The following is a 23,890-nucleotide window of genomic DNA, read 5'->3' as shown; positions in this document are numbered from 1 at the left end:
TAGTAAATACCTTAATTTTCGTTTTTTATTGTTAAAAATGTTTCACGTGAAACATTTTTCTTTTAACGTCCTAAATACACCAACAGAACGTTAATATCAGCCGGAGATACACCGCTTATCCTACCTGCCTGTGCAATAGTCTTAGGGCGTACGTTAGACATCTTCTGTTTTGCTTCTGCGGATAGACTTGAAAGCTTTGTGTAATCAAAATCTTCAGGGATTTTAATGTTTTCAAGACGGTTTAGCTTCGCTACATTCTCCTTTTCTTTTTCAATATATCCTTTATATTTAATATTGATTTCAGCTTGCTCTCTTACTTCATCGTTATATTGAGAGGAAGCTTCTTTAATAAAATCAATTTCATCTAGTTTTTCTAAAGTCATATTTGGTCTGGTAAGAATCTGAGCAGCTCTGTAAGCCTGATCTACCGGACTGCTTTCTATAGACTCCAGAATTGGATTAATCACTTTAGGTTTTAAAGAAGTTTCACGTAAAAAGTCTTCAAGTTTCTGGCTTTCAGTTACTTTAGCTTCTACTTTTCTTAATCTTTCCTCTTTTGCCAGTCCAAGATGGTATGCTCTCTCAGTTAATCTGATGTCGGCATTATCTTGTCTTAGTAAAAGTCTGTACTCAGCACGTGAAGTAAACATTCTGTAGGGTTCTTCGGTTCCCTTTGTGATAAGATCGTCAATTAATACTCCGATATAAGCTTCATCTCTGTTTAGGATGAAATCACCTTTTTCGTGAACTTTATTGTGAGCATTAATTCCGGCGATTAAACCTTGACCTGCTGCTTCTTCATATCCAGTTGTTCCATTGATTTGTCCTGCGAAATATAAATTGTCAATCAATTTTGTTTCCAGGGTATGCTTTAATTGGGTAGGAGGGAAGTAATCATATTCAATAGCGTACCCCGGACGGAAGACTTTTACGTTCTCAAATCCTGGAATATGTTTCATCGCTTTGATCTGTACATCCTCGGGAAGAGAAGAACTGAATCCGTTTACATAGATTTCAACAGTTTTCCATCCTTCCGGTTCTACGAAAAGCTGGTGTCTGTTTCTTTCTGCGAAACGATTAATTTTATCTTCAATACTTGGACAGTATCTTGGACCTAAACTTTGAATTGTTCCATTGAACATTGGACTTCTATCGAAACCTTCACGAAGAATATCGTGAACTGTCTCGTTAGTATATACAATATGACAGCTTAATTGTTTTGTTAGTTTTGGAGTATCAAGATAGCTGAACTTCTGAGGATTTTCATCACCTTTTTGTTCTTCCATTTTTGAATAATCCAAACTTCTTCCGTCAACTCTTGGTGGAGTACCTGTTTTCATTCTTCCGGCTTCGAAGCCTAAAGTTACCAATTGTTCTGTGATACCAAATGCTCTTGGTTCACCCATTCTTCCACCACCTAGTTGTTTATCTCCAACGTGAATTAATCCGTTCAAAAAAGTTCCGTTGGTAAGAACTACAGATTTTGCTTTAATCTCAATTCCTAAAGATGTAATAACTCCGGTTACTTTATTATTTTCAATAACCAGTTGTTTTACCATATCCTGAAAGAAATCAAGATTGGGAGTGTTCTCTAATGCAAGTCGCCATTCTTCGGCAAAAAGCATTCTGTCATTTTGGGTTCTTGGGGACCACATTGCAGGACCTTTTGAAAGATTCAGCATTTTGAATTGGATGGCAGATTTGTCTGCTACGATTCCGGAGTATCCACCCATCGCGTCAATCTCTCTTACGATTTGTCCTTTTGCGATTCCACCCATTGCGGGGTTGCAACTCATCTGTCCGATGGTCTGCATATTCATTGTAACCAATAGCGTTTTTGAACCCAGGTTGGCTGCTGCTGCTGCTGCTTCACATCCTGCGTGTCCTGCACCTACTACGATCACGTCATATATTTCTGAAATCATTTTTATCTCGCTTATTTAAGCCTTAAACCTTAACTTTAACCTTGATGTTTCACGTGAAACATTTTTGAAGAATGCACTCTAGGTAACTTTGTATTGTTGCTAGAATAGAGTACTTTACATATCGGACTTTAAGTGATTATTTAATTTTAATTCTTTAAATCCTTATACTTCGCTAAGTACAAATCTTCCATTCTTCGCATCTCTTTTTCCTCTTCTTCCGTCTTATCTTTATAGCCTATAAGATGTAAAATTCCATGGGCTAAAACTCTTCTTAATTCATCTTCATATTCTCGGGAAAGGGTGGAGGCGTTATCAGAAATGCGCTGCAAAGATACAAAAATCTCGGCGCTTATTGTCTTCCCTTTTACATAATCAAAAGTGATAATATCAGTATAATAATCATGCTGTAAATAATCCTGATTGATCTTTAAAAGATATTCATCATCACAGAAAATGTAGTTGATTTCTCCTAGTTTTTTTCCTTCTGAAAGTATAAGATCTTCCAGCCATTGTTTGTAATCTGTATCTACCGATTCCGGTAAATTTTCGTAAAAGAATTGTATCATTGTATTAAAACCAGTGTCCTAAAATAACACTGAATATGCCTTTTTGATTGTTTTTTAGTGAGTGGCTGAAGTTTACTTTTATCTGCCCGAAAGGAGATTTGTAACCAGCCGTAAGTCCAAGCGAGCTAAAATTAACTTTAACTGCATCTTCAAATTTAATATCATTCGAAAGGTTTGCAAAGCTAAAGTTTCCGCTGATAAAATAGTTTTTATTAAACCTAAATTGAAGATCATTGGATGCCAAAATCACATTATTAGTATGAAGTTGTGCAAAATAAAATCCTGCAAAACTTTTAAAATTAATAATATTCTGTTCAAATACTCCACCTAATCTGAATTGATAATAGGGTGGAAGGTTCTCTCCAAGAGTTACTCCGCCAAATAAGTTTAAGCGGTAAGTAAATTGTTTGCCAAGAGGAATATTGATCTTTAAATCTGCTTTGATCTGAACAATTCGTTTTTCAACTTCGGATTTTAAAAGATCTACAACCTTTCCTTCAGCTGCAAAATAAACGCCTTTAGTCGGGAATTCCTTATCGTCCTGAGTATCTGTTTTCAGAAATACATATGGATTTAAAAACCGGCTGTAACGTCTGTTATCACCATTAATTTCCGCTTTAAAGTAATCATGGCTTATACCACCACCGATTGCGTATTTATCCTTCCATACGGACTGTATATAAGCTTCATTTCTGAGCCATTCCCATTTATCAATAATGTTATTATCTGCATTTTTGAGATCAAAACTCATTCCTGAAGAATAAATACCAAACCCAGGAATGTATCCGTTATCAATAAAATAGTTTAAATAATACCGAAGCTTATCACCTACGATTACATCTACAGAAAGGTTGGAATTTTTAAATAAAAGTCTCTTCGCCGAATAATTTAAAAGTAGTCCCGTTTTGAAAATTTCATCATAATGTAATCCGAATTTTAAGAAATGTCGGGCATCATCTTCAGTTACATAAAGCTTTAAATAATTAGCATCATTCTCCTGAACGATATCATAATTGATAAATTTATAGTTGTTGGTAGCAACAAGTTTATCAATCATTTTATTAATGCTTCCATACGTCTGTAAAGAGGGCAGACGGAGCCCCATTTTACCTAAAGTATAGTTTTTACCATAAATTTTGCTTCCTTCAATGGAAATACTGTCAATCTTATATACATTGGAATATATGGGGTTTACACGTTGTCGGAGACGGTCAAAAGGACGTTTAGGTAACTGATCGAGAACCTGAGAATATTTTAATCCTTCTACATAGCCGCTGTCTAGAATTTTTTTCTTGTCATCATAGCTGGTAGCAGACATTCCTTTAAGATTAGGCTTAATATTAATATCTGTGTATTTATATTGCTTTCTGGTATCTCTCTTAATTCCAAAATCAATAACCTGATTAAGAATAGAAATAATATTATTTAAATCTTCTCTTTTCGAAAGGTCCTGGTTAAGGTCTACACCGATGACAATATCAATTCCTTTATCTTTTAAAGGTTTTGAAGGGTAATTTACTGTCATAGCTCCGTCAATATAAATACTGTCTCCAATTTTAACCGGATCCATTAAAGAAGGAAATGCTGAACTTGCCATGATAGATTGTACAAGATCACCTTTTTCGAAAATCTGCATATTTCCACTTTCAAGGTTGGTGGCAACACACAAAAAGGGTATAGGCATCTTAGAAAAGTCATCAATATTCGAAACGTTTTTAAATAATTCCTTAAGAAGATAAACATTTCTCTGTCCTGTACTGATGGAAGAGGGAAGTGTAATTTTTCCGTTTTTTAAGGGAATAGATAAAAGATATTTGTCAACAGATTTGTTGAAAAAGCTTGCCTCCTGTCTGGATTTTGGATCCATAATTAAAGAATAGAAATCCGTATCCATCACAATCTTTTCTATTTCTTTACCGGAATATCCGGAAGCATACAGACCGCCAACAATGGCTCCCATACTGGTTCCGGCAATATAATCCACTTTTACCCCCAAAGAATCTAATACTTTAAGTACTCCGACATGTGAAAAACCTTTAGCACCACCACCGGCGAGCGATAGTCCTATTTTAGGGTTTTTGGGAATCACTAAATCTTTTTTTACCTGTGATTGAAACCACAGTAACTGGAATACGAAAAGAAGAATCAGGAGTTTTCTCATAGTTAATCTTTTATATAGATCCGTTTCACCCGAGGTGAAATGGAGGTTAATACTTCATAGGTTATAGTTTTGCAGTAATCTGCGAATTCTTTTAAACTTGGTTTTGCATTAAAGACGGTTACCATATCACCTTCCTTTACATTCGGAATATTTTCTACGTTGATCATCATCATATCCATACAGATATTTCCAACAATCGGAGCCAGGGTTTTATTCACTCCGAGGCTTCCTACCTGATTTCCGATCAGTCTTGGGATTCCATCCGCATATCCTACAGGGATGGTAGCAATCTTTGTCAGGTGGTCTGTTTTAAACCTTCTGCTGTATCCTACAGATTCTCCGCCTTCAACCATTGATATCTGTGAAATTACGGTTTTAAAACTTACCACAGACTGTAATTGTTTCTGTATTTGAGAATTTGGTGACTCTCCAAGCATTCCGATACCTATTCTTACCATGTCATATTGATGATCTGTATAGCTTGTAATGCCTGAGGAATTTAAAATATGTCGGATAGGAGCATAGCCTAATTTTTCAATCAGATCGCTTGAGTTTTTATCAAATGTCTTTAATTGATCCAGTGTAAATTGCCTTTCTTCCGGAACATCGGATGATGATAAATGGCTGAACAAACTTTGGACTTTAAGATTTTTATTACTTAAAGTTTCACTTAGCTGATCCAATTCAAAACCTTTAAATCCAAGACGGTGCATTCCAGTCTCTAATTTAATATGAATAGGAAATTTTTTATCATATCCTGACTTCTGAACTGCTTCATAGAATAATTCCAGAACCCTGAAACTATAAATTTCTGGCTCAAGATTGTATTCTATAATAGTCTGATAACTGTGCTGCTCAGGATTCATTACTACAATAGGAGTAGTGATTCCTTTTTTACGAAGTTCAACACCTTCATCTGCAAACGCCACTCCAAGATAGTCGATATGGTGATGCTGTAAAAACTCTGAAATTTCATAGCTGCCCAAACCATAAGCATTGGCTTTTACCATAGCCATCATTTTTGTCTGTGGCTTTAAAAGAGATTTATGGTAATTGATATTATGAAGAATAGCATTCAGGTTAATTTCCAAAACCGTATCATGCTTTCTGAGTTCCAGAATGTCTTTCAGTTTTTCAATTTCAAATTTTCTGGCACCTTTTAAAAGAATGATCTGATTTTCTATTTCAGACAAATGTTTACTTTCAATAAGTTCTTTGGTATCTATGAAAGTATATGTTTTAGATTTAAATAATTCACTATATTTTGAAATTTCATCGCCAATCAGAAATACAGAATCGAAATGTTGTTCATTCACAAGCTCTGATACTTCTTCATATAATTCCTGAGAATTGGTACTCACTCCTACGATGTCTGTTAAGACTAACGATTTTTTAGGCTTATTGTACTCATTCAAAAATTGAAGTGCAGTTTTCAAAGAATCGAGATCAAGATTGAAAGAATCGTTGATGATAATATTGCCTTTAATTCCTTCGATTGCTTCAAGTCTCATTTCGACGGCTTTTAAAAGGTTGATTTTTTCGACGATCTTTTTATTTTCGACCTGTAACACATTAAGCACGGTGATAAGCGCCGTAGCATTGGTTAATGTCGATTCGTCTCTCTGATGAGCCGGAAAACTGATTTCTTCTCCAAAATAATCAACAATGATATTTTCATCTTTGATATTTTTTTTAATGAAGACCTGATTTTTATTTTTAAGCCCGTAAGAGATCAGTTTTTTATCAGAATATAATTTTTTTATTTTTTCGTCTACCAAAGAATGGTCACCATTATAAATGATTATTTCAGAATCTTTGAAAAGTTTAATTTTTTCATCAATCAATTCTTCTTCAGAAGAGAAGTTGGCAGCATGAGCCGTTCCGATATGTGTTAACAGCCCAATTTGTGGGTGGAAAATATTTTCAAGCTTTTCCATTTCATTTGGATGGGAAATTCCAACTTCAAAAATCCCCAGTTCATGAGAATCGTTGATTTGAAGAAGAGAAAGAGGAAGTCCTATCTGAGAATTAAAGCTCTTAGGGCTTTTTACCGTTGGAAATTCATTCCACAGACATTGATACAGCCATTCCTTTAAAATGGTTTTTCCGTTACTTCCTGTAATTCCGATGGATCGTAAATGAGAATTTTCGAAATGGTATTTTGCTAATTGTTGCAGAAAATCTACAGAGTTTTGAACAATGATCCACGTTATATTTTCAAACTGCGGATATTCATGTTCAGAAATAATAATATTGATTCCCCTGTCAATGGCAGATTCAATGAACTTTTCACCAGAATTTTTATGCGTATTAATAGCTATAAAAGCAGTGTTTTTGATTGAATAAATTATCCTGCTGTCATAAGCTATGTTTTTAACCACTAGATTTTTGTCTCCAATAACCTGTGCATTGGTGATTTCTGCAATTTGTTGTACTGTATAGTTCATTGGTGCCCTTTCTGCTTTATTTTAAGGCGAAAAAGCAATAGGGTAAAATTGCCAAAAGAATAATAGCTCTTATTGTTCAGCTAATTTTTTCATCTTGAAATTTTAGAATATTGCTTTCACGTTTTTCATTTATAGTAAGTGAATATATTTTATGTTTGCTGCAGCATTTGCTGTGCGTTCTATTTATTAATTATCTTCTTTTTGAAAGCACTTCATCAATAAATACGCGTCGGCTTACGGCTTCATAGCTTTCAGTTTCTCCCAGTTCTACCAGATTATCTCCCTGGGAAGTTCTCATCGAGTAGTTGGCAAGATTACCTGTTCTCTTGCAAATAGCATGCACTTTTGTAACGTATTCTGCGGTAGCCATCAAATTGGGCATCGGTCCGAAAGGGCGTCCCAGAAAATCCATGTCTAACCCTGCAATCACTACTCTTATTCCGCTATTGGCTAATTGGTTGGCAACATCTACAATGCTTTCGTCAAAGAACTGTGCTTCATCTATTGCCACTACATCACAATTGGAAGCAAGCAGAAGAATCTCGTTCGGATTTTCTACTGCAGTACTACGAATTTTATTCTGATTATGAGAAACAACATCCTCTTCAGAATACCGGATATCCAGTTTCGGTTTAAAAATTTCCACATTCTGTCCTGCCATTTCTGCTCTACGCAATCTTCGGATCAACTCCTCGGTTTTACCCGAAAACATAGAGCCACAAATCACTTCCATCCAACCACTTTGTTTGGAATGATTAATTGTATTTTCTAAAAACATTTGTTAAATTAGCCGTATATTTTCAACATCAAAAGTAAGCAATTTTAATAAGAATCTTATTATGCAGAATATCCAAGATTTAAAGGAAAAGATTTTTTTTGAATCCATGAATATCATCGATAATCTGGACAAAATAAATAACGTAGATGAATTACTTTCCAAGCAAGATCTTGTAGATGAGCTTGCTAACAGGATTTCTTTTTTGAAACTACTGGAAAAAAATATTGAATACTTTGTCACAGAATCGCCTGTTCATCATTCCGAAATGCATACTGCCTCTTTTATTTCAGGAGATCAGGAACATCATGATTCCGGGAATGAAGTGACTGAGGAGGAAGCTATTTTTAATAATGAACTCAATGAAATTGATGAGCATGAAAATGATAGTTTTATCTTGGGTTCTGACGAAGAAGAAGCGGTTTTCAATAATCAGTTACATGATATTGTTGAAAATGAATTCCATGAAAATATTGTCAGTTTCGTAGAGGAAAATAAAGATGACCAAACAGCAGAAAAGAATGAGCTTTCTCCCTATGAGGTTACAGAAGAAGAGGCTATCTTTAATAATCAGCTGAATGAAATTGATGAAAATGAGCAATCTATTGCTGATGAAGAAGTTTTGAACTTTGTAGATGAAGAGAAAATTCTTGCTGATGCTCAACCAGATTCGGATGAAGATATCCAGGAAGAAATGTTTACTTACGAAGAGACGGAAGAAGAGGCTATCTTTAACAATCAGCTGAATGAAATAGATGATAATGAAGAATCTGAAAAGCATGAGATAGACTATGCTGCGGTAAGTGATACAAGGGAAAATAAAGTTACTGAAATTATTCCAAGTATTTTTGATACGGAAATGCTTGATGATGAAATATTAATGGAAGAAGAGTTTGTCAATTCCAATATCTCTTTAGAACAGGGAGAATTTGTATCGGAAACTTCCAATGTTGATAATATTCTGAATGAGATTAAAAATGACCATTCCGAAGAAGAAAAACAAGAAGAGCAAGTTCTTGAAGAAGTTTATGACCGAAGAAAAATTGTTGAGATAGACAAACCTGTTCCCGAAGAAACAGAAAAACATCCTTCTGATGAAAGTTTTGAAAACTTGGATGAATACAATCAGGAGAAAAAAATAAAATTAGCCAATATCAAAGGATTAAAAGCTGTTCAAACACTTTTTGATGATGATCCGCTGGAAAGAGAATTTCCAAAAGAAAATCAATCGGCACCTATAATAAAGGAAGATACAGGAAGTATTCTTAAATCTAACATTCCTACCAATTTAATGGAGGTGGAGAAGTCAAAACCTGAATTTAGGCTGGATTTGAATGACAGAATTGCCTTTTCAAAAATGTTGTTTGAAGGAAGTCAGGCAGATCTGAATGATACAGTAGCCCAGCTGAATCATTTCAAAACACTGGAGGAAGCCAAAGAATATCTGAGCGACCTTTATTATGAAAGAAAATGGAGTAATGTGGATGAATATGCACAGCGACTTTGGATATTGGTGGAAAATAAATTCTTATAATTTTGAGCGGAATCTTATATTTTGTTCCTACACCCGTTGGGAACCTTGAAGATATGACCTTCAGAGCAGTAAATGTTCTTAAGGAAGTTGATTATATTTTATGTGAAGACACCAGAACTTCTGGAATACTTTTAAAACATTTTGAAATTTCCAAACCTTTGAAATCCTATCATTTACACAATGAACATCAGGCTACGGAGAAAGTTATTACAGACCTTAAAAACGGTCAGAATATAGCAATCATTACTGATGCGGGAACTCCTGGAATTTCAGACCCTGGATATTTATTGGCAAAAGCAGGAGCGGATAACAATATAGAAATGATATGCCTTCCGGGAGCAACAGCCTTGATTCCGGCATTAGTAGTTTCCGGACTGCCCAATAATGAATTTCTGTTTGCAGGATTTTTACCACAGAAAAAAGGAAGACAAACGAAACTAAAGCAGCTTGCTGAAGAGAAAAAAACCATTGTTCTTTACGAAAGTCCGCATAAGATCAATACTACATTAGAACAGATCAAAGAATTTTTTGGAGAGCATACCAAAGCAAGTTTAAGTCGTGAAATTTCCAAAAAATTTGAAGAAACTAAACGCGGAACAATCACAGAGTTAATTGAATTTTCCAAGAGTAAAACTTTAAAAGGAGAAATAGTCCTTATTGTCAACAATTCTATTTAATTTTAATTGAAAAAATTAGTTTTTGTATTGTGTTCTACAGTTTGTATGGCGCAAACTAATCAATACACTAAGGTTCTTCTTTCCAAAAAAACAGGGAGAGAGGTAAGCTCTTACTCTGATGGTTTTGGAATCGCTTATGATCCCGTTTCTAAAAAAGAAGGTATTGTAGATGCGAAAGGAAATATTACTTTTGAATCTCAATATAAAGGCGGAATTTCTCATATTTTCAAAGACAGATTTATCCTTTATTCTACAGAAGGGAACAAAAGAAAGGCTGCTATTATCAATGAAAAAGGAAATGAATTGATTCCTCTGGAAGATCAGGATTTTAATACGTCCTGGTGGAGCAAAGAACGCATCATCGCATCTAAAAAGGACAAAGAAGCCTTATATGATTATAATGGTAAACTGATCATTTCGGATTCGGACAGAATAAGATTTGCAGGAAAAGAAACTTTTTTTGTTCTGAGAGATAAAAAATGGTTTCTATATGACTTTAATGGAAAGCAAATTAATGACAGAGAATTCAAGAACGATTACAACTTCGAAAATGACAGGGCGCTTATCCTGAATGAAGAAAATCAGTCTGAGATTATTGGAAAAAATGGGCAGACATTACATAAATTTTCAAAAAATGTAACAGACATCAATGCTTATCCATATTTAATTACTCAAAATAAAGCCACCGGAAAGTACGGGTTGATTGATACCAATGAAAATATACTTGCCGATGAAATCTACAGTGATATTACTCCCGAATACTTCGGTAAAAAGGAATACGTTTATCTCAGAAAAAATGGAAAAACCACTGTTTTTAATAAAAAAGACCAGAAACTTTATCCTAATCCTTTTAAATATTTAACCCCTTTACTGAATGATCTTTTCAGTGTTTATAATGATAAGAACGATAGAGCTGGTATTGTAGATTTACAAGGAAACTTAATTATCCCTCAAGATTATGATTATATCAAAAACTTTACGATAGCAGGAAAAGATTTTATTTACCTTAAAAAAGAAAACGAAGAAAAGCTTTTTGACAAGACTTTTAAAAATATTCTGAATGAAGAAGACCAGATTGTAGGTTTTTATCCTGATAATATTTTGATTAAAAGAAAAGATAAATATTATGTGTTTTCTGTTGGTAATCAATCAGTTAACGAGCTTAAAGGGATAAAGCTTGTTAAAAACCAGTCTGTTGGATACTTTAATATTCTTAATGAGTATTCCAAACCTCTTGTATGTATGAATACTGATAATCTTTATGGTATTCTTAGTGCGAAAGGTACGGAAATTGTACCGTTCGTGTACGAAGATATTATTGCTTTTGACAATTTTGAAAATGAAATTGTTGTAAAGAAGGATGGAAAATATGGTGTTTCGAATTTCCAACATGAGCCTTTGACAGATATTATTTACGATAAATTTTTCTGGATGAAAGAAGTTTTGAAAATAACTAAAGATAAAAAAACAGACTTTATTTATTTCACCAGATTTAGAAATGATATGCCGGGAATATAAAGAAACAGCGGAAAATCAACAAAAAGACTAAGTATTTTAACGATTTCAATGTGTTGAATAACAATTTATAATATCTTTGCAAACCGTTTAATTCCGGAAGGGAATTATAAAGATTGAATGAGTCAGCGAACACAAGCTGAATGAGTTATAAAGAAAATAATTGTCATATATATGAAAGTATTAGAAGGAAAAGTAGCACTAATTACCGGAGCTACAAGAGGGATCGGTAAGGGAATTGCTGAAATGTTTGCTCAGCAAGGGGCAAAAGTAGCATTTACCTACGCCGGCTCTGTAGACAAAGCTAAAGAATTAGAGGCAGCTTTAAGTTCTGTAACCCAAATTAAGGGATATCAGTCTGACGCATCAGATTATGATGCAGCTCAAAAATTAGTAGAAGATGTAATGGCGGAATTTGGGCAGATTGATATTTTGGTAAACAACGCAGGAATTACAAAAGATAACCTGTTGTTGAGAATGTCCAAAGAAGATTGGGATAAAGTAATCAAAGTAAATTTAGATTCAGTATTCAACCTTACAAAAGCGGTGATTAAGCCAATGATGAAGGCAAAATCAGGATCTATCATTAATATGACTTCAGTAGTTGGAGTAAAAGGTAACGCAGGACAGGCAAACTATGCTGCTTCTAAAGCTGGTGTAATCGGATTTACAAAATCTGTTGCTGCTGAATTAGGTTCAAGAAACATCAGATGTAATGCTATTGCTCCAGGTTTCATTGAAACTGAAATGACTGCTGTACTGGATGAAAAAACAGTTCAGGGATGGAGAGACGGAGTTCCTTTGAAAAGAGGAGGACAGCCGGAAGATATCGCTAATGCTTGTGTATTCTTCGGAAGTGATATGTCATCATACATTACAGGACAGACGCTAAATGTAGATGGTGGAATGTTAATGTAAAAAATACAAAGAGGCTATACAAAACGTGTAGCCTCTTTTTTTATAAACTTTTAAGGTTATCAGTTAAAAACCTGATTTTCCTGTTCCTGAACTCTGATAAAAGTAGTTCTTTTTGAAAGTTCCTTCAGCTTGGAAGCCCCTACATAAGTACAGGTAGAACGTACACCTCCTAAAATGTCTTTCACTGTTTCGGCAACGGGACCTTTATAAGCTACTTTCACTGTTTTTCCTTCTGAGGCACGATATTCAGCAACACCGCCAGAATGTTTATCCATAGCCGTTTTTGAACTCATTCCGTAGAATAAACGATATTTTTTGCCGTTTTCCTCTATCATTTCACCGCCACTTTCATCATGTCCGGCAAACATTCCGCCGAGCATAACGAAATCGGCACCCCCACCAAAAGCCTTAGCCACATCTCCCGAAACTTTACAGCCGCCATCAGCAATAATATGACCACCCAGCCCGTGAGCAGCATCAGCACACTCAATAATAGCAGATAATTGTGGGTATCCAACACCGGTTTTCACACGGGTAGTGCATACAGAACCAGGACCTATTCCTACCTTTATGATATCAGCACCTACCAAAAGAAGCTCTTCTACCATTTCTCCGGTAACTACATTCCCTGCAATAATAATTTTATCAGGGAAATTAGTCCTTGCCGTCTTCACAAATTCCACGAAATGCTCGGAATAACCATTGGCAACATCAATACACAGAAACTCAATTTTTGGGTGCTTTTCTAAGATCAGTCTGATTTTCTCCTCATCAGATTTTCCCGTTCCGGTACTTAAAGCAATATATTGATGAATACTTTCCGGCTGACTTTGCAGAAACTGATCCCATTCCTCAGGAGTATAATGTTTATGAACAGCTGTGATAATCTTTTCTTTAGCTAGCTCTACTGCCATTTCAAAAGTTCCCACCGTATCCATATTGGCTGCAATTACGGGAACGCCACTCCATTTTTTCTGAGTATGTTTAAAAATAAATTCCCTTTCCAGATCTACTTCTGAACGGGATTTCAATGTAGAACGCTTAGGGCGGAACATTACATCCTTAAACCCCAGTTTTATGTCATATTCTATACGCATTTTGTAATTATTTGTCAGAATAAAGGTAGTAAATAATCTTAAATGGCTTACTTTTGAAGCAATGGATTTTCCCGTAACCTTTCACATTTTTGGCAAAACAATTCTTGCACATCCACTTTTCGAAGCCGTAGGAATGTTCCTGGGTATGAGATACTATTTCTATCTTAAAAGAAAATCAAAAGAAAAACTTTCATTCAATACTTCTGCTGCTGTTCTCATCGGAGCAACTGCCGGAGCATTGCTGGGTTCCAAATTGATAGGAAATCTTGAAAACCCTTTTACAATCTTTGAAAATCCTAGCTTTCAGAAATTCTGGTCCAGCAATACGATTGTTGGAGGGCTGGCACTGGGTTTATTGGGAGTAGAATTGGCTAAAAAGGTAGTGAATCACAAAGAAAGTACAGGAGATCTCATTGTTTTTCCTTTAATGTTAGCTATCATTATTGGAAGAATAGGCTGTTTTCTCACTGGAATTTATGAAGAAACATATGGTATTCCCACTAACTCAGTTTTTGGAATGTATTTGGGAGATCAGCACCTTAGACATCCGGTTGCTTTGTATGAAATAGGCTTTCTCATTATCCTTTGGATTGTTTTGAAATATATCCGGAAGCTTCATAAATATCCGTCAGGTTTTCTTTTTCAAATCTTTATGCTGAGTTATTTTACATTTAGATTTTTCCTAGATTTTATCAAACCGAGAATGGAAGTAATAGGAAATCTGGGCACAATTCAAATTGTATGCATTTGTGTAATTATTTACTACATTTATATTATTAAAAACACCAAATCAAATATTTAAAATGAAACCTTTAACAATTTTAGAAGTGGGTGATCTTACCGGATTGGTAATCATGATCGTTGGTATTATGATTTTGGGAGCGTTGTTCTTTTCTATGGTGATTACTTTTATTGTAAAACTGATCTATGAAAGTAAGGACAACAGAAAATTCAGTAGAAAACAATTTATCCAGACTTTTGTTATTTGCTTGCTTGTCTTTGGTCTGATTAGCGGATACATCTGTGGATAAGCATTTTAAAAATCAATTATGCCAATAAGAAATTATACCTATTACGACTATACGATCAGCCTTTGTCCGGAATGCCTGAAAAGAGTAGGCGCAAAGATTATTATAGAGGATGAAGCTGTTTTCATGACCAAAAGATGTCCTGATCATGGTTTTTTTAAAACGAAAATTGCTTCAGATGTTCATTATTATAAAAACATTAGAAACTATAACAAAGCTTCTGAAATGCCCCTTCACTTCGGGACTGATGTAGAATATGGATGTCCGTATGATTGTGGGCTTTGTGTAGATCATGAGCAGCATAGCTGTCTTTCCATTGTGGAAGTGACGGATCGTTGTAATCTGACGTGTCCTACCTGCTATGCCATGTCATCACCCCATTATGGAAGCCATAGAAGCCTCGAAGAAATTGAAGCCATGTTTGATGTCATTGTTAAAAATGAAGGTGAACCGGATGTGGTGCAAATCAGTGGAGGAGAACCTACCATTCATCCTGAGTTTTTTAAGATTATGGATATTGCCAAGTCAAAGCCTATTAAACATTTAATGTTGAATACCAATGGAATAAGAATTGCCAATGATCCAGGTTTTGCAGAAAAGCTCGCTACTTATGCTCCTGAGTTTGAAGTCTATTTACAGTTCGATTCTTTTAAGCCGGAAGTGTTGGAAGATTTCAGAGGAAAAGATCTTACTGCGGTAAGGATGAAAGCCCTGGAGAAACTGAATGAGCTTAATCTTTCCACTACTTTAGTGATCGTGCTCCAAAAGGGCAAAAATATAGATGAAATAGGAAAAATAATTGAGTTTGCTCTAAAGCAGAAGTGTGTAAGAGGAATTACTTTCCAGCCTGTAGAAATTGCAGGAAGAAACAGAGAAGATTCTGCTCATGAAAAGATTACTTTAACAGAGGTAAGACAGGAAATTATTAATCAATTTCCCTTATTAAATTCTGATGATATTATTCCGGTTCCGTGTAATCCTGATGCTTTGGCAATGGGGTATATTTTAAAACTTGAAGGAGAAACTATTCCTTTAACCCGTTATATCAATCCTGCCGATCTTCTGAACAATGAATCAAGAAATACCATTGTTTACGAACAGGATCAGGGACTTCATATGCAGCTGCTGGATATTTTCAGTACCGGAATTTCTGTAGATAAAGTAAAGCCTAAGGTTAATCAGTTACTTTGCTGCCTTCCGGAAGTGTGTGCTCCGGATCTGGATTATGATAATCTGTTCAGAATCATTATTATGAACTTTATGGATGCTCATGATTTTGATGTCAGAGCCGTAAAAAAATCCTGTGTTCACATTGTCAATAAAGACCTGAAGTTAATTCCTTTTGAAACAATGAATCTTTTCTATCGAGATGACAAGAAAAGCTATCTTGAAGAATTGAGAAAAGATGATAAAGTCCTTTTTTAGAGATAGAATAAGATTTGTAACCTTTAAAAAATAAAAGCGTGAAATAAATCATTTCACGCTTTTTTATCTTAAATAATGCTGTTATTTAGTTTCTTTTACGGCATCAAAAACCATTACTTCTTCTAATGTTTTCATGTATTCATACGCTGTAAGATCAAACTTCACAGGAACAATCGAAATATATCCGTTTGCCAATGCAGTTTCATCAGCATCTTCAGAATCATCCATATTGTTGAAGTAACCCGTTAGCCAGTAATATTTTTTACCGTGAGGGTTAATTCTTTCGTCGAAGCTTTCTTCCCATTTAGCATGAGCCTGCTTACAAACTTTTACCCCTTTTATTTCTTCAGCAGGTAATTTCGGGATGTTTACATTCAAAACGATTCCTTTCGGCATCGGGTTTTCAAGAGTTCTTCTTACAATATTCTGAATGTATTCTTTTGCCTGAGTAAAATCTGCTTCCCAACTGAAATCCAATAATGAGAATCCAATAGCAGGAATACCTTCTACGCCAGCTTCTACAGCCGCAGACATTGTTCCAGAATAAATTACATTAATAGAAGAATTTGCCCCATGATTGATCCCTGAAACTACAATATCAGGTCTTCTTGTAAGGATTTTATCCAATGCCATTTTCACACAGTCTACCGGAGTTCCGCTACAAGAAAAATCTTTTTGTGGACCATCAAGATTTACTTCTTCATAGCTTAGCGTAGAGTTAATTGTGATAGCGTGACCTTTACCACTTTGAGGAGAGTTTGGTGCTACAACAACTACATCTCCGATTTCATTCATAAAACTGATAAGGTTTCTGATTCCAGGAGCTGTAATTCCATCATCATTAGTAACCAGAATAAGCGGTCTTTCCATATATTATCTTAATTTTTTTATACAAATGCAGTACAATCTGTTCTTTGAGAATATAACAAAATGATTTTTCAACACATCAAATGTACTCAAAAATAAGACGCAATAAAACAACAGGTTGATCATTCAATGATTTAATTCGGTAGTAAACAATCTGGAATTTAATAAGAAAGAAACGATATGATGGAAGAGGAAGATCTATTCAAATTAAATATCAGTATAAATTCAACCTCTTCCTAAATTCTATTATTCCAGAGGTTTTCTTCCTGTAATGATATTATAAAGAATAACAACAATTGCTATAACAAGCAATACGTGAATTAAGTAACCTGTACTGATTCCTGGTACAATTCCTAACATTCCTAGTAGCCATACAACAATGCAAATGGCTGCAACTAACCATAATAAGCTTTTCATAATAATAAATTTTAGTGATTTGATTAAATATTAGCATATTTTATGCCTTCGATAGTTAAAATGTATTTTTGTGGTACTTTTTATGAGTTTTTATGAAAATTTTACAATTAATAATAAGGTGTAAAAAAGATAAAAATTGCCTGCAATCTTGATATCCTATGGTTTAAAACAATTCCAAAAATTAATGTCCATCATTAGTTTTAATAAAAATCATTAAAACTATGCGATATTTGTAAATAAGGTATTAAATTTGATCGTTTGTAACAGTCTGCAAATTATTGCTACTTATTACAATACTTATTTTCAAAAAATTAATAAATAAAGACAGTTTATGTGGAAAAATTTCAAACTGAATAAATTTTTACTTCTTATTCCATTAACCAGTCTAATGTTTTGCTTCAACTCGCCAAAGAACGATGATGAAAAAATGCAGACGATAATGGTGAGTGTAAAAAACACACTTTCTTACCTGCATTATAGTCCGAAGTCTATCAATGATGCTTATTCTAAGGACGTTTATAAGCATTATTTCGAGTTGGTAGATCCTGCTAAAAGATATTTTCTGCAAACTGATATGGATGAATTCAGTAAGCATGAAACAAAACTTGATGATTATATCAATCAGGGAGATCTTACATTTTATAAGTTAACAATCGACAGACTTTACCAAAGAGTAGATGAGATTGACAAGATTACTCAGGATATTTTCAGCAAGCCAATCAACCTTCAGGAGGATGAGACCCTTACCCTGGAGCCAAAATTAAAGAAAGTGCCTGCCAATAAGCAGGAGCAGTATAACGAATGGAAAAAATTCATCAAGTACAATATCCTTCAGGAAATTGAATCGATGAACAGCAAAGAAGAATTTCAAAAAGAGAAGAAAGATTCTGTTCAGAAATACAAACTTAAAGATACCATTAAGCTGAAAGTTCTTACTCAAGATGAGAAGATCAAAAAAGCTACCGATGAAGTAAAAGATCTTGTAAAGATACCTTTACCAGATTCAAGAAGAGAAAGAAAATGGATTGGTTTACAGTCTATATGAATGCATATACAGAAGTATTTGATCCGCATACCAACTATTATTCTCCTAAAGATAAAGAAGATTTTGACACTCAGTTTACAGGAAAAGTAATCGGTATCGGAGCAATCATTCAGGAGAAAAAAGGAAATCTTTACCTTGGAGCATTAACTATCGGAGCGCCGGCATGGAAATCTAAGCAGCTTTCAGAAGGAGATAAGATCTTAAAAGTAAGATCAAAACCGAAAGATGATGCCGTAAATGTGGTAGGAATGCTTTCTGATGAAGCTGTAAGATTGATCAGAGGAGAAAAAGGGACACCTGTTACATTAACTGTTCAGAAAAAAGACGGTAGTATCAAAGATGTAACAATGGTTCGTGAAGAGGTAGCAATTGAAGATACTTTTGCAAGAAGTATTGTTGTAAACGCACCGAACGGAAAAAAATACGGATTTATCAACCTTCCAAGCTTTAACGCAGATTTTGAAAATTCAAAAGGAAGAAATGCTTCTGATGATATTAAAAATGAAATCGTTAAGCTTAAATCTCAGAATATTGAGGGAATCGTTCTTGACCTAAGAAATAACGGAGGAGGTTCTCTAACGGAAGTTGGGGATATTATGGGGCTTTTCATGGATGCAGGACCTTATGTACAGGTAAAAGACGGAAATGGAAAAATTCAGACTCTAAAGAACAAATATGAAGCTCCTATCTGGACAGGTCCGTTAGTAATTATGCAGAATGAACTTTCTGCTTCAGCTTCAGAGATCCTTGCCGGAGTAATGCAGGATTATGGAAGAGCAATGATCATCGGATCTCCGCAATCATTCGGAAAAGGAACTGTACAGACTTTCGTTGATCTGAACAGATTTCTGAATACTGAAGATGACTTTGGATCTTTAAAACTAACGATTCAGAAGTTCTATAGAATCACAGGAGAATCTACTCAAAGAAAAGGAATTGTTTCAGATATTCAGATGAAAGACTTCTTTACATATGCTGAAGTAGGAGAGAGATATGATGATTATGCATTAGCATGGGATAAAATACCTGCTACAAAGTTTGAAAAACTGAATTACTTCAATATTCAGGCTCTTGAAAAAGCAAGTGCAGACAGAATGGCGAAGAACAGCAATTATCAGCTTTTACTGGAATCCGCACAATGGAGAGAGAAACTGGATAAAGAAGAAAACATTACTTTGAATATTAATAAGTTTAATGAGCTGATGAAACACAGAAAATCTCAGATCGAAAAATTCAAAGTACTGACGAAATTTGAAAACGGACTTCAGTTTATGATGTATCCGGAGGAAGTAGAAAGAGAGAAAAAAGATGAAGCTTTCAAAAAGAAATCTGAAATGTGGATCAAGAATCTGAAAAAAGATCTTTACCTACAGGAAGCAATGAATATTGTATCAGACATGGGAGTAAAATCATAAACATAAAAAAACCGATAATGAAAATTATCGGTTTTTTTATGCAATAAATAGATTACTTAATTTCTACACATCCCACTCTTCCGCCTGCGTTTCCTGTAGGCTGAGTATGGAAGTCATCGGCAGCAGCATGTACAATAAGTCCTTTGCCGATAATATTTTTGGATTCATCTGTGCATCCAAGGCACCATTTATCCGTCTTGAATGTAAGGGTTGCTGTTCCGCTCTGATCTGCCACTAAATTTCCTATATCTCCCATATGGAAGTGCTCAGCGCCCCATTTACCATGGTCGTTCTTGGATGGGTTCCAGTGTCCTCCTGTAGAGGTTCCGTCTGCCGCAGAGCAGTCTCCTTTTTCATGAATGTGTACTGCATGGATCCCAGGTGTAAGGTTGGTAACATTCAGTTTCATGATGACATCATTCCCCTTTTGGGTAAACTGTGCCGTTCCACCTGTCTGCGTGTCGCTTTTGGCATTTACAGCGTACGTTTTTGTTGTTCCGCATGAAGCAGCTAAAAATGCACATCCTGCCAATAATGCTAGAGTTTGTACTTTCATTTTTAAATGATTTATAGTGATATTTAGGATAAATTTAAAAAAGTTTTTCCAAAGCGCTTTATGATTCCAGTCTTTTTTTAATAAGCGTAATCAGAGAGAAACGATCATTTGTTATATTTTATCTTACGGATTTTAGCATATGATAGAAAGGTTCCGAACTGAAAAACAGCAAGAAAGAACAACAAAAATTTAAAATCAATCAATACTTTTGTCAGTAAAAATGTCCGAATTGGCAGAATATAAAAAAAGGATTGTAAAAACAATTCAATATATCAACGCAAACCTTGATGCTGATCTTTCTCTGGAAAAAATTGCAGAGATCAGTGCTTATTCTCCATTTCATTTTCACAGAATATTCAAACTGATTACCGGTGAAACGCTTCAGAATTACATTATCCGAAAGAAAATAGAAAAAAGTGCTCTTTTTCTGGCTGTTCACAAGCATGTCGAGATTAAAGAAATTTATCTTGATCTTGGGTTTTCAAACCATTCTGTTTTCAGTAAAACTTTTAAGAAATATTACGGATTACCACCTTCAGATTTTCGCAAAACCGCACCTGAAACTTTTCACAAGATTTTACAAATACAAAGCAAGAAAGGACAAATTGATCCGGTTTTCAGCCAATACATTTGCAGTATTGAAAACCTATTAAATTGGACTGCAATGAATTTAAAAATCGAAGTAAAAGAAATGCCGGAAATGAATCTGGCTGCAGTAATGAGCCTTGGGATTGCTCAGGTAGAGCCATCTTATAACCTGTTGATCGATTGGGCGAAAAAGAAACACTTGTTTCCCCGGGAAAATGTAAAAATGATCTCCGTATATCATGACAGTTTCAAGGTAACACCCGCGGATAAGGTCAGAATCCATGCGTGTATGCTATTGGATGAAAAACTGAAAGAACCCCAAGGAGAAGTTTTCTCCGAGACCATAGATGCCGGAAAGTTTATTGTCGGAAGTGGTGAGGTTACCCTTCAGGATTTTGAGCAATGCTGGGTATCATTATTTCTATGGATGAATGAACATAATTATTCCGTAAGGAGAACATTTCCGTTTGAGATCTATCATTCCAACTTTAAGGAACATCCGGAAGGCAAAATGATGGTAGATTTCTGCATACCGGTCCATTAATTTCCCATTCAGTATCAAAACTATACCCTTCAGTAATTATTTTTTTACAGAAGGGTATTAGACGTATTACTTTTGAATCATAAAATAACATCCATGAAAACTCAGGTCCATAAAATATTCTTTCTTATTGCATTGACAGTCTTTGTGATAGGAAATGCTCAAATAAAAGTTTCAGGAAGGGTAGTCTTTAAGAATAAAGGGATAAGTGAAGTAAATATCACTTTAAAGGATTCTTATGACGGAGCAACTACGGATTCACAAGGTAATTTCTTTTTTGAAACTTCAGAAAAAGGAAACCGTATTATAATTTTTACACATCAAAAATACGAAGAGATTCAAAAATCAATTGTCGTTGAAAATCAGGATGTTTCATTAGGGAATATAGATTTGAAAGAACAGATCAGTGAGATTGATGCAATTGTGGTTTCTGCAGGATCTATTGAGGCAAGCGATAAAAAAAGAGCAACAGCTTTGCTTACTCCCATTGATATTTATACAACGGCGGGTGCGGATGGACAGATTTCTTCAGCATTAACATATCTCCCTGGAGTACAGAAAGTAGGAGGAACGGAAGGATTGTTTATCCGTGGAGGTAGCGGTACGGAATCTAAGATCTTTATGGACGGAAGTCTTATCAACAATTATTTTTCCAATTCTGTTCCTGGGATTGCGGGAAGAGATCAATTCAATACTTCTCTTTTTAAAGGAAATATATTTTCGAGTGGTGGTTATTCTGCATTGTACGGGCAGGCTCTTTCCGGGGCATTGATGTTGGAAAGTGTTGATCTTCCGGATGAAACATCTTATAATTTTGGAATTTCACCAATTTTTCTGAGCGCTGGATTTCAAAAGTTAGGAGATAATAAGAATTACTCGTATGGCGCTACAGCAGGGTATTCTCTTTTAAGTCTGATGCAAAAAGTATTTAATTTTAACACAGATTTTACCGAAGCTCCACAAGGATTGAACGGAGATATGAATTTCAGATTCAAAACAAAGTCTGGAGGCTTTTTCAAATATTATGGTATGTTCAATTCCAATAAAATGGGAGTAAAATCAGAAAGTCTTGAGCCCGGATATGATTTCAGTCTGGTAAAACTTAATGGTAAAACTACTTTTCATAACCTTTCTTTTAAGCAGAAATTTGGGAAATATCTTCTGAATGTAGGATGTTCTTATTCTTACAACAGATCAGATCTTCATTTTTCTACAGAAACCAATGATATTGAATCTAGCCAAAGTAAGCTTCTGACAGATGGAAATTATCTGAATTTCAAAGCAGTAATTGAAAGAAAAATAAACAAAATAAGTGCTGTTAGAGGAGGAATTGAATTAAATAATACCGATGAAAACCTTAATTTTGAATCAGTGCAGAAACATTATAAAGACTTAATCTCTTCTGCTTTTATGGAAACTGATCTCGGCTTCAGTAATGCTTTGTCTGCTAAAATAGGAGTGAGAGCAGAACATTCTTCTTTTTTAGAAAAAAACAATATTGCTCCTCGTTTTGCTATTGCCTACCGACTTGCAAAAGACTGGACAACTTCACTAGCATACGGACTTTTTTACCAGAATCCGGAAAGTAAATATATCAATGGTCCTGCACAACTTGGCTTCCAGAAATCACAGCATTATATTTTTCAGGTTCAGAGGGCTTCAGAAGGTAGAACTTTACGTTTTGAGGCGTTTTACAAGAAATATGACCATTTGATTAAAACATTTAATATAACGCCGAATAAAGAACAAAATCAGCAGACCCAGACAGCTTTAGACAATGAAGGATATGGTTATGCAAAAGGAGCGGAGCTTTTCTGGAGAGATAATAAAAAAACATTTAAAAATATTGACTATTGGATCAGTTACTCATATCTGGATTCAAAGAGAGATTTCCTGAATTATCCTGTGAGTCTGCAACCGGGTTTTGCTGCTGAACATACTATTTCAGCAGTCGCAAAAAGATTTATTCCCGAATGGAAACTTGGAGTAAACTTATCTTATAGTTATATAAAAGGACGTCCTTATTATGATATTGCTTCTACATTTGAGAATGGAAAGGCAATTAATTATACCCGAAATGAAGGAAAATTAAAAGATTACAATGCATTGAATTTCAGTATCAATTATCTTCCGAATATCGGTAAGAAAGACGCTAAAGCCTTTCCGGTGTTTGTATTGAGCATCAGTAATATTTTGGGATCAAAGAATATATATGGATATAATTTCTCTGCGGATGGTTCCAGAAGTTCAGCAATTGTCCCACCAGTCAATACTTTTGTCTTCATAGGAGCATTTATAAGTTTTGGAGTAGACAAAACGGATGATGCCATTAATAACAATTTATAAAAAACTTACCTTCGGGAAACGATAAAAACTAATTTTTAAAATCAATT

General features: G+C 34.8%; 18 protein-coding genes and 1 pseudogene. 10 read left to right on the top strand and 9 right to left on the bottom strand.

Annotation, left to right across the window (positions count from 1 at the left end):
- Nucleotides 1-62: 62 nt before the first annotated feature.
- The 5 genes from mnmG to AC5YGG_RS02540 all read right to left on the bottom strand — a co-directional run bounded on the left by mnmG (nt 63) and on the right by AC5YGG_RS02540 (nt 7,877).
- Entirely contained in the window at nt 63-1,925 is a 1,863-nt protein-coding gene (mnmG, locus tag AC5YGG_RS02560) for a tRNA uridine-5-carboxymethylaminomethyl(34) synthesis enzyme MnmG (RefSeq protein WP_496142839.1), read from the bottom strand.
- A 146-nt stretch (nt 1,926-2,071) separates the two neighbouring features.
- On the bottom strand, nt 2,072-2,491 hold the full coding sequence (gene ybeY, locus AC5YGG_RS02555; protein WP_496142838.1) for an rRNA maturation RNase YbeY: 420 nt from the start codon (nt 2,489-2,491) through the stop codon (nt 2,072-2,074).
- A 4-nt stretch (nt 2,492-2,495) separates the two neighbouring features.
- The gene (locus AC5YGG_RS02550) at nt 2,496-4,652 is read right to left on the bottom strand and encodes a patatin-like phospholipase family protein (protein WP_496142837.1); all 2,157 of its coding nucleotides are present in this window, start codon (nt 4,650-4,652) and stop codon (nt 2,496-2,498) included.
- Nucleotides 4,653-4,654: 2 nt separating this feature from the next.
- Nucleotides 4,655-7,099, bottom strand: a complete 2,445-nt coding sequence (locus tag AC5YGG_RS02545; RefSeq protein WP_496142836.1) for a bifunctional UDP-N-acetylmuramoyl-tripeptide:D-alanyl-D-alanine ligase/alanine racemase — start codon at nt 7,097-7,099, stop codon at nt 4,655-4,657.
- A 190-nt stretch (nt 7,100-7,289) separates the two neighbouring features.
- Nucleotides 7,290-7,877 carry a thymidine kinase gene (locus AC5YGG_RS02540; RefSeq protein WP_034734402.1) on the bottom strand — a complete coding sequence of 196 codons (588 nt, stop codon included), beginning with the start codon at nt 7,875-7,877 and terminating at the stop codon, nt 7,290-7,292.
- A 61-nt stretch (nt 7,878-7,938) separates the two neighbouring features.
- On the opposite strand from AC5YGG_RS02540, the gene AC5YGG_RS02535 reads away from it, so the two are divergent.
- The 4 genes from AC5YGG_RS02535 to fabG all read left to right on the top strand — a co-directional run bounded on the left by AC5YGG_RS02535 (nt 7,939) and on the right by fabG (nt 12,518).
- A complete protein-coding gene (locus AC5YGG_RS02535; protein WP_496142835.1) occupies nt 7,939-9,408 on the top strand; it encodes a DUF8457 domain-containing protein in 1,470 nt (489 codons plus the stop codon).
- A 2-nt stretch (nt 9,409-9,410) separates the two neighbouring features.
- Nucleotides 9,411-10,085, top strand: coding sequence for a 16S rRNA (cytidine(1402)-2'-O)-methyltransferase (rsmI, locus tag AC5YGG_RS02530; RefSeq protein ID WP_496142834.1), 675 nt, complete (start codon nt 9,411-9,413; stop codon nt 10,083-10,085).
- A gap of 6 nt (nt 10,086-10,091) precedes the next feature.
- Nucleotides 10,092-11,603: a WG repeat-containing protein gene (locus tag AC5YGG_RS02525; RefSeq protein ID WP_496142833.1), complete on the top strand. Its 1,512-nt coding sequence runs from the start codon at nt 10,092-10,094 to the stop codon at nt 11,601-11,603.
- Nucleotides 11,604-11,774: 171 nt separating this feature from the next.
- Nucleotides 11,775-12,518, top strand: coding sequence for a 3-oxoacyl-[acyl-carrier-protein] reductase (gene fabG / locus AC5YGG_RS02520; RefSeq protein WP_496142832.1), 744 nt, complete (start codon nt 11,775-11,777; stop codon nt 12,516-12,518).
- Nucleotides 12,519-12,577: 59 nt separating this feature from the next.
- Here the strand turns inward: fabG and AC5YGG_RS02515 are convergent, their stop codons facing one another.
- Nucleotides 12,578-13,615 (bottom strand): GMP reductase, encoded by a 1,038-nt coding sequence (locus AC5YGG_RS02515; RefSeq protein WP_496142831.1) that lies wholly within the window; start codon nt 13,613-13,615, stop codon nt 12,578-12,580.
- 61 nt (nt 13,616-13,676) lie between these two features.
- Here AC5YGG_RS02515 and AC5YGG_RS02510 point away from each other — a divergent pair, with 61 nt between their 5' ends.
- Genes AC5YGG_RS02510 through AC5YGG_RS02500 form a run of 3 tightly spaced genes read left to right on the top strand, consistent with a single transcriptional unit; the run spans nt 13,677 to nt 16,068 of the window.
- Nucleotides 13,677-14,417 (top strand): prolipoprotein diacylglyceryl transferase, encoded by a 741-nt coding sequence (locus tag AC5YGG_RS02510; protein WP_496142830.1) that lies wholly within the window; start codon nt 13,677-13,679, stop codon nt 14,415-14,417.
- 1 nt (nt 14,418) lies between these two features.
- On the top strand, nt 14,419-14,646 hold the full coding sequence (locus tag AC5YGG_RS02505; RefSeq protein WP_496142829.1) for a hypothetical protein: 228 nt from the start codon (nt 14,419-14,421) through the stop codon (nt 14,644-14,646).
- An 18-nt stretch (nt 14,647-14,664) separates the two neighbouring features.
- Nucleotides 14,665-16,068 carry a radical SAM protein gene (locus tag AC5YGG_RS02500; RefSeq protein ID WP_496142828.1) on the top strand — a complete coding sequence of 468 codons (1,404 nt, stop codon included), beginning with the start codon at nt 14,665-14,667 and terminating at the stop codon, nt 16,066-16,068.
- Nucleotides 16,069-16,149: 81 nt separating this feature from the next.
- Here the strand turns inward: AC5YGG_RS02500 and surE are convergent, their stop codons facing one another.
- Entirely contained in the window at nt 16,150-16,938 is a 789-nt protein-coding gene (gene surE / locus AC5YGG_RS02495) for a 5'/3'-nucleotidase SurE (protein ID WP_496142827.1), read from the bottom strand.
- Nucleotides 16,939-17,181: 243 nt separating this feature from the next.
- Nucleotides 17,182-17,352, bottom strand: a complete 171-nt coding sequence (locus AC5YGG_RS02490) for a lmo0937 family membrane protein (RefSeq protein WP_496142826.1) — start codon at nt 17,350-17,352, stop codon at nt 17,182-17,184.
- 331 nt (nt 17,353-17,683) lie between these two features.
- On the opposite strand from AC5YGG_RS02490, the pseudogene AC5YGG_RS02485 reads away from it, so the two are divergent.
- Nucleotides 17,684-19,812, top strand: a pseudogene (locus tag AC5YGG_RS02485) (carboxy terminal-processing peptidase).
- A 52-nt stretch (nt 19,813-19,864) separates the two neighbouring features.
- Here AC5YGG_RS02485 and AC5YGG_RS02480 read toward each other — a convergent pair.
- Nucleotides 19,865-20,368: a superoxide dismutase family protein gene (locus tag AC5YGG_RS02480; RefSeq protein ID WP_496142825.1), complete on the bottom strand. Its 504-nt coding sequence runs from the start codon at nt 20,366-20,368 to the stop codon at nt 19,865-19,867.
- A gap of 229 nt (nt 20,369-20,597) precedes the next feature.
- On the opposite strand from AC5YGG_RS02480, the gene AC5YGG_RS02475 reads away from it, so the two are divergent.
- Nucleotides 20,598-21,500 carry an AraC family transcriptional regulator gene (locus tag AC5YGG_RS02475; protein WP_496142824.1) on the top strand — a complete coding sequence of 301 codons (903 nt, stop codon included), beginning with the start codon at nt 20,598-20,600 and terminating at the stop codon, nt 21,498-21,500.
- 93 nt (nt 21,501-21,593) lie between these two features.
- Complete coding sequence (locus tag AC5YGG_RS02470) at nt 21,594-23,843, top strand: TonB-dependent receptor (protein WP_496142823.1); 2,250 nt, start codon at nt 21,594-21,596, stop codon at nt 23,841-23,843.
- Nucleotides 23,844-23,890: the final 47 nt, after the last annotated feature.

The sequence above is a fragment of the Chryseobacterium sp. CS2K3 genome (assembly GCF_059515185.1).
Note: the sequence above shows the minus strand (reverse complement) of the source record. Positions and strands in the feature narration are given on the sequence as shown.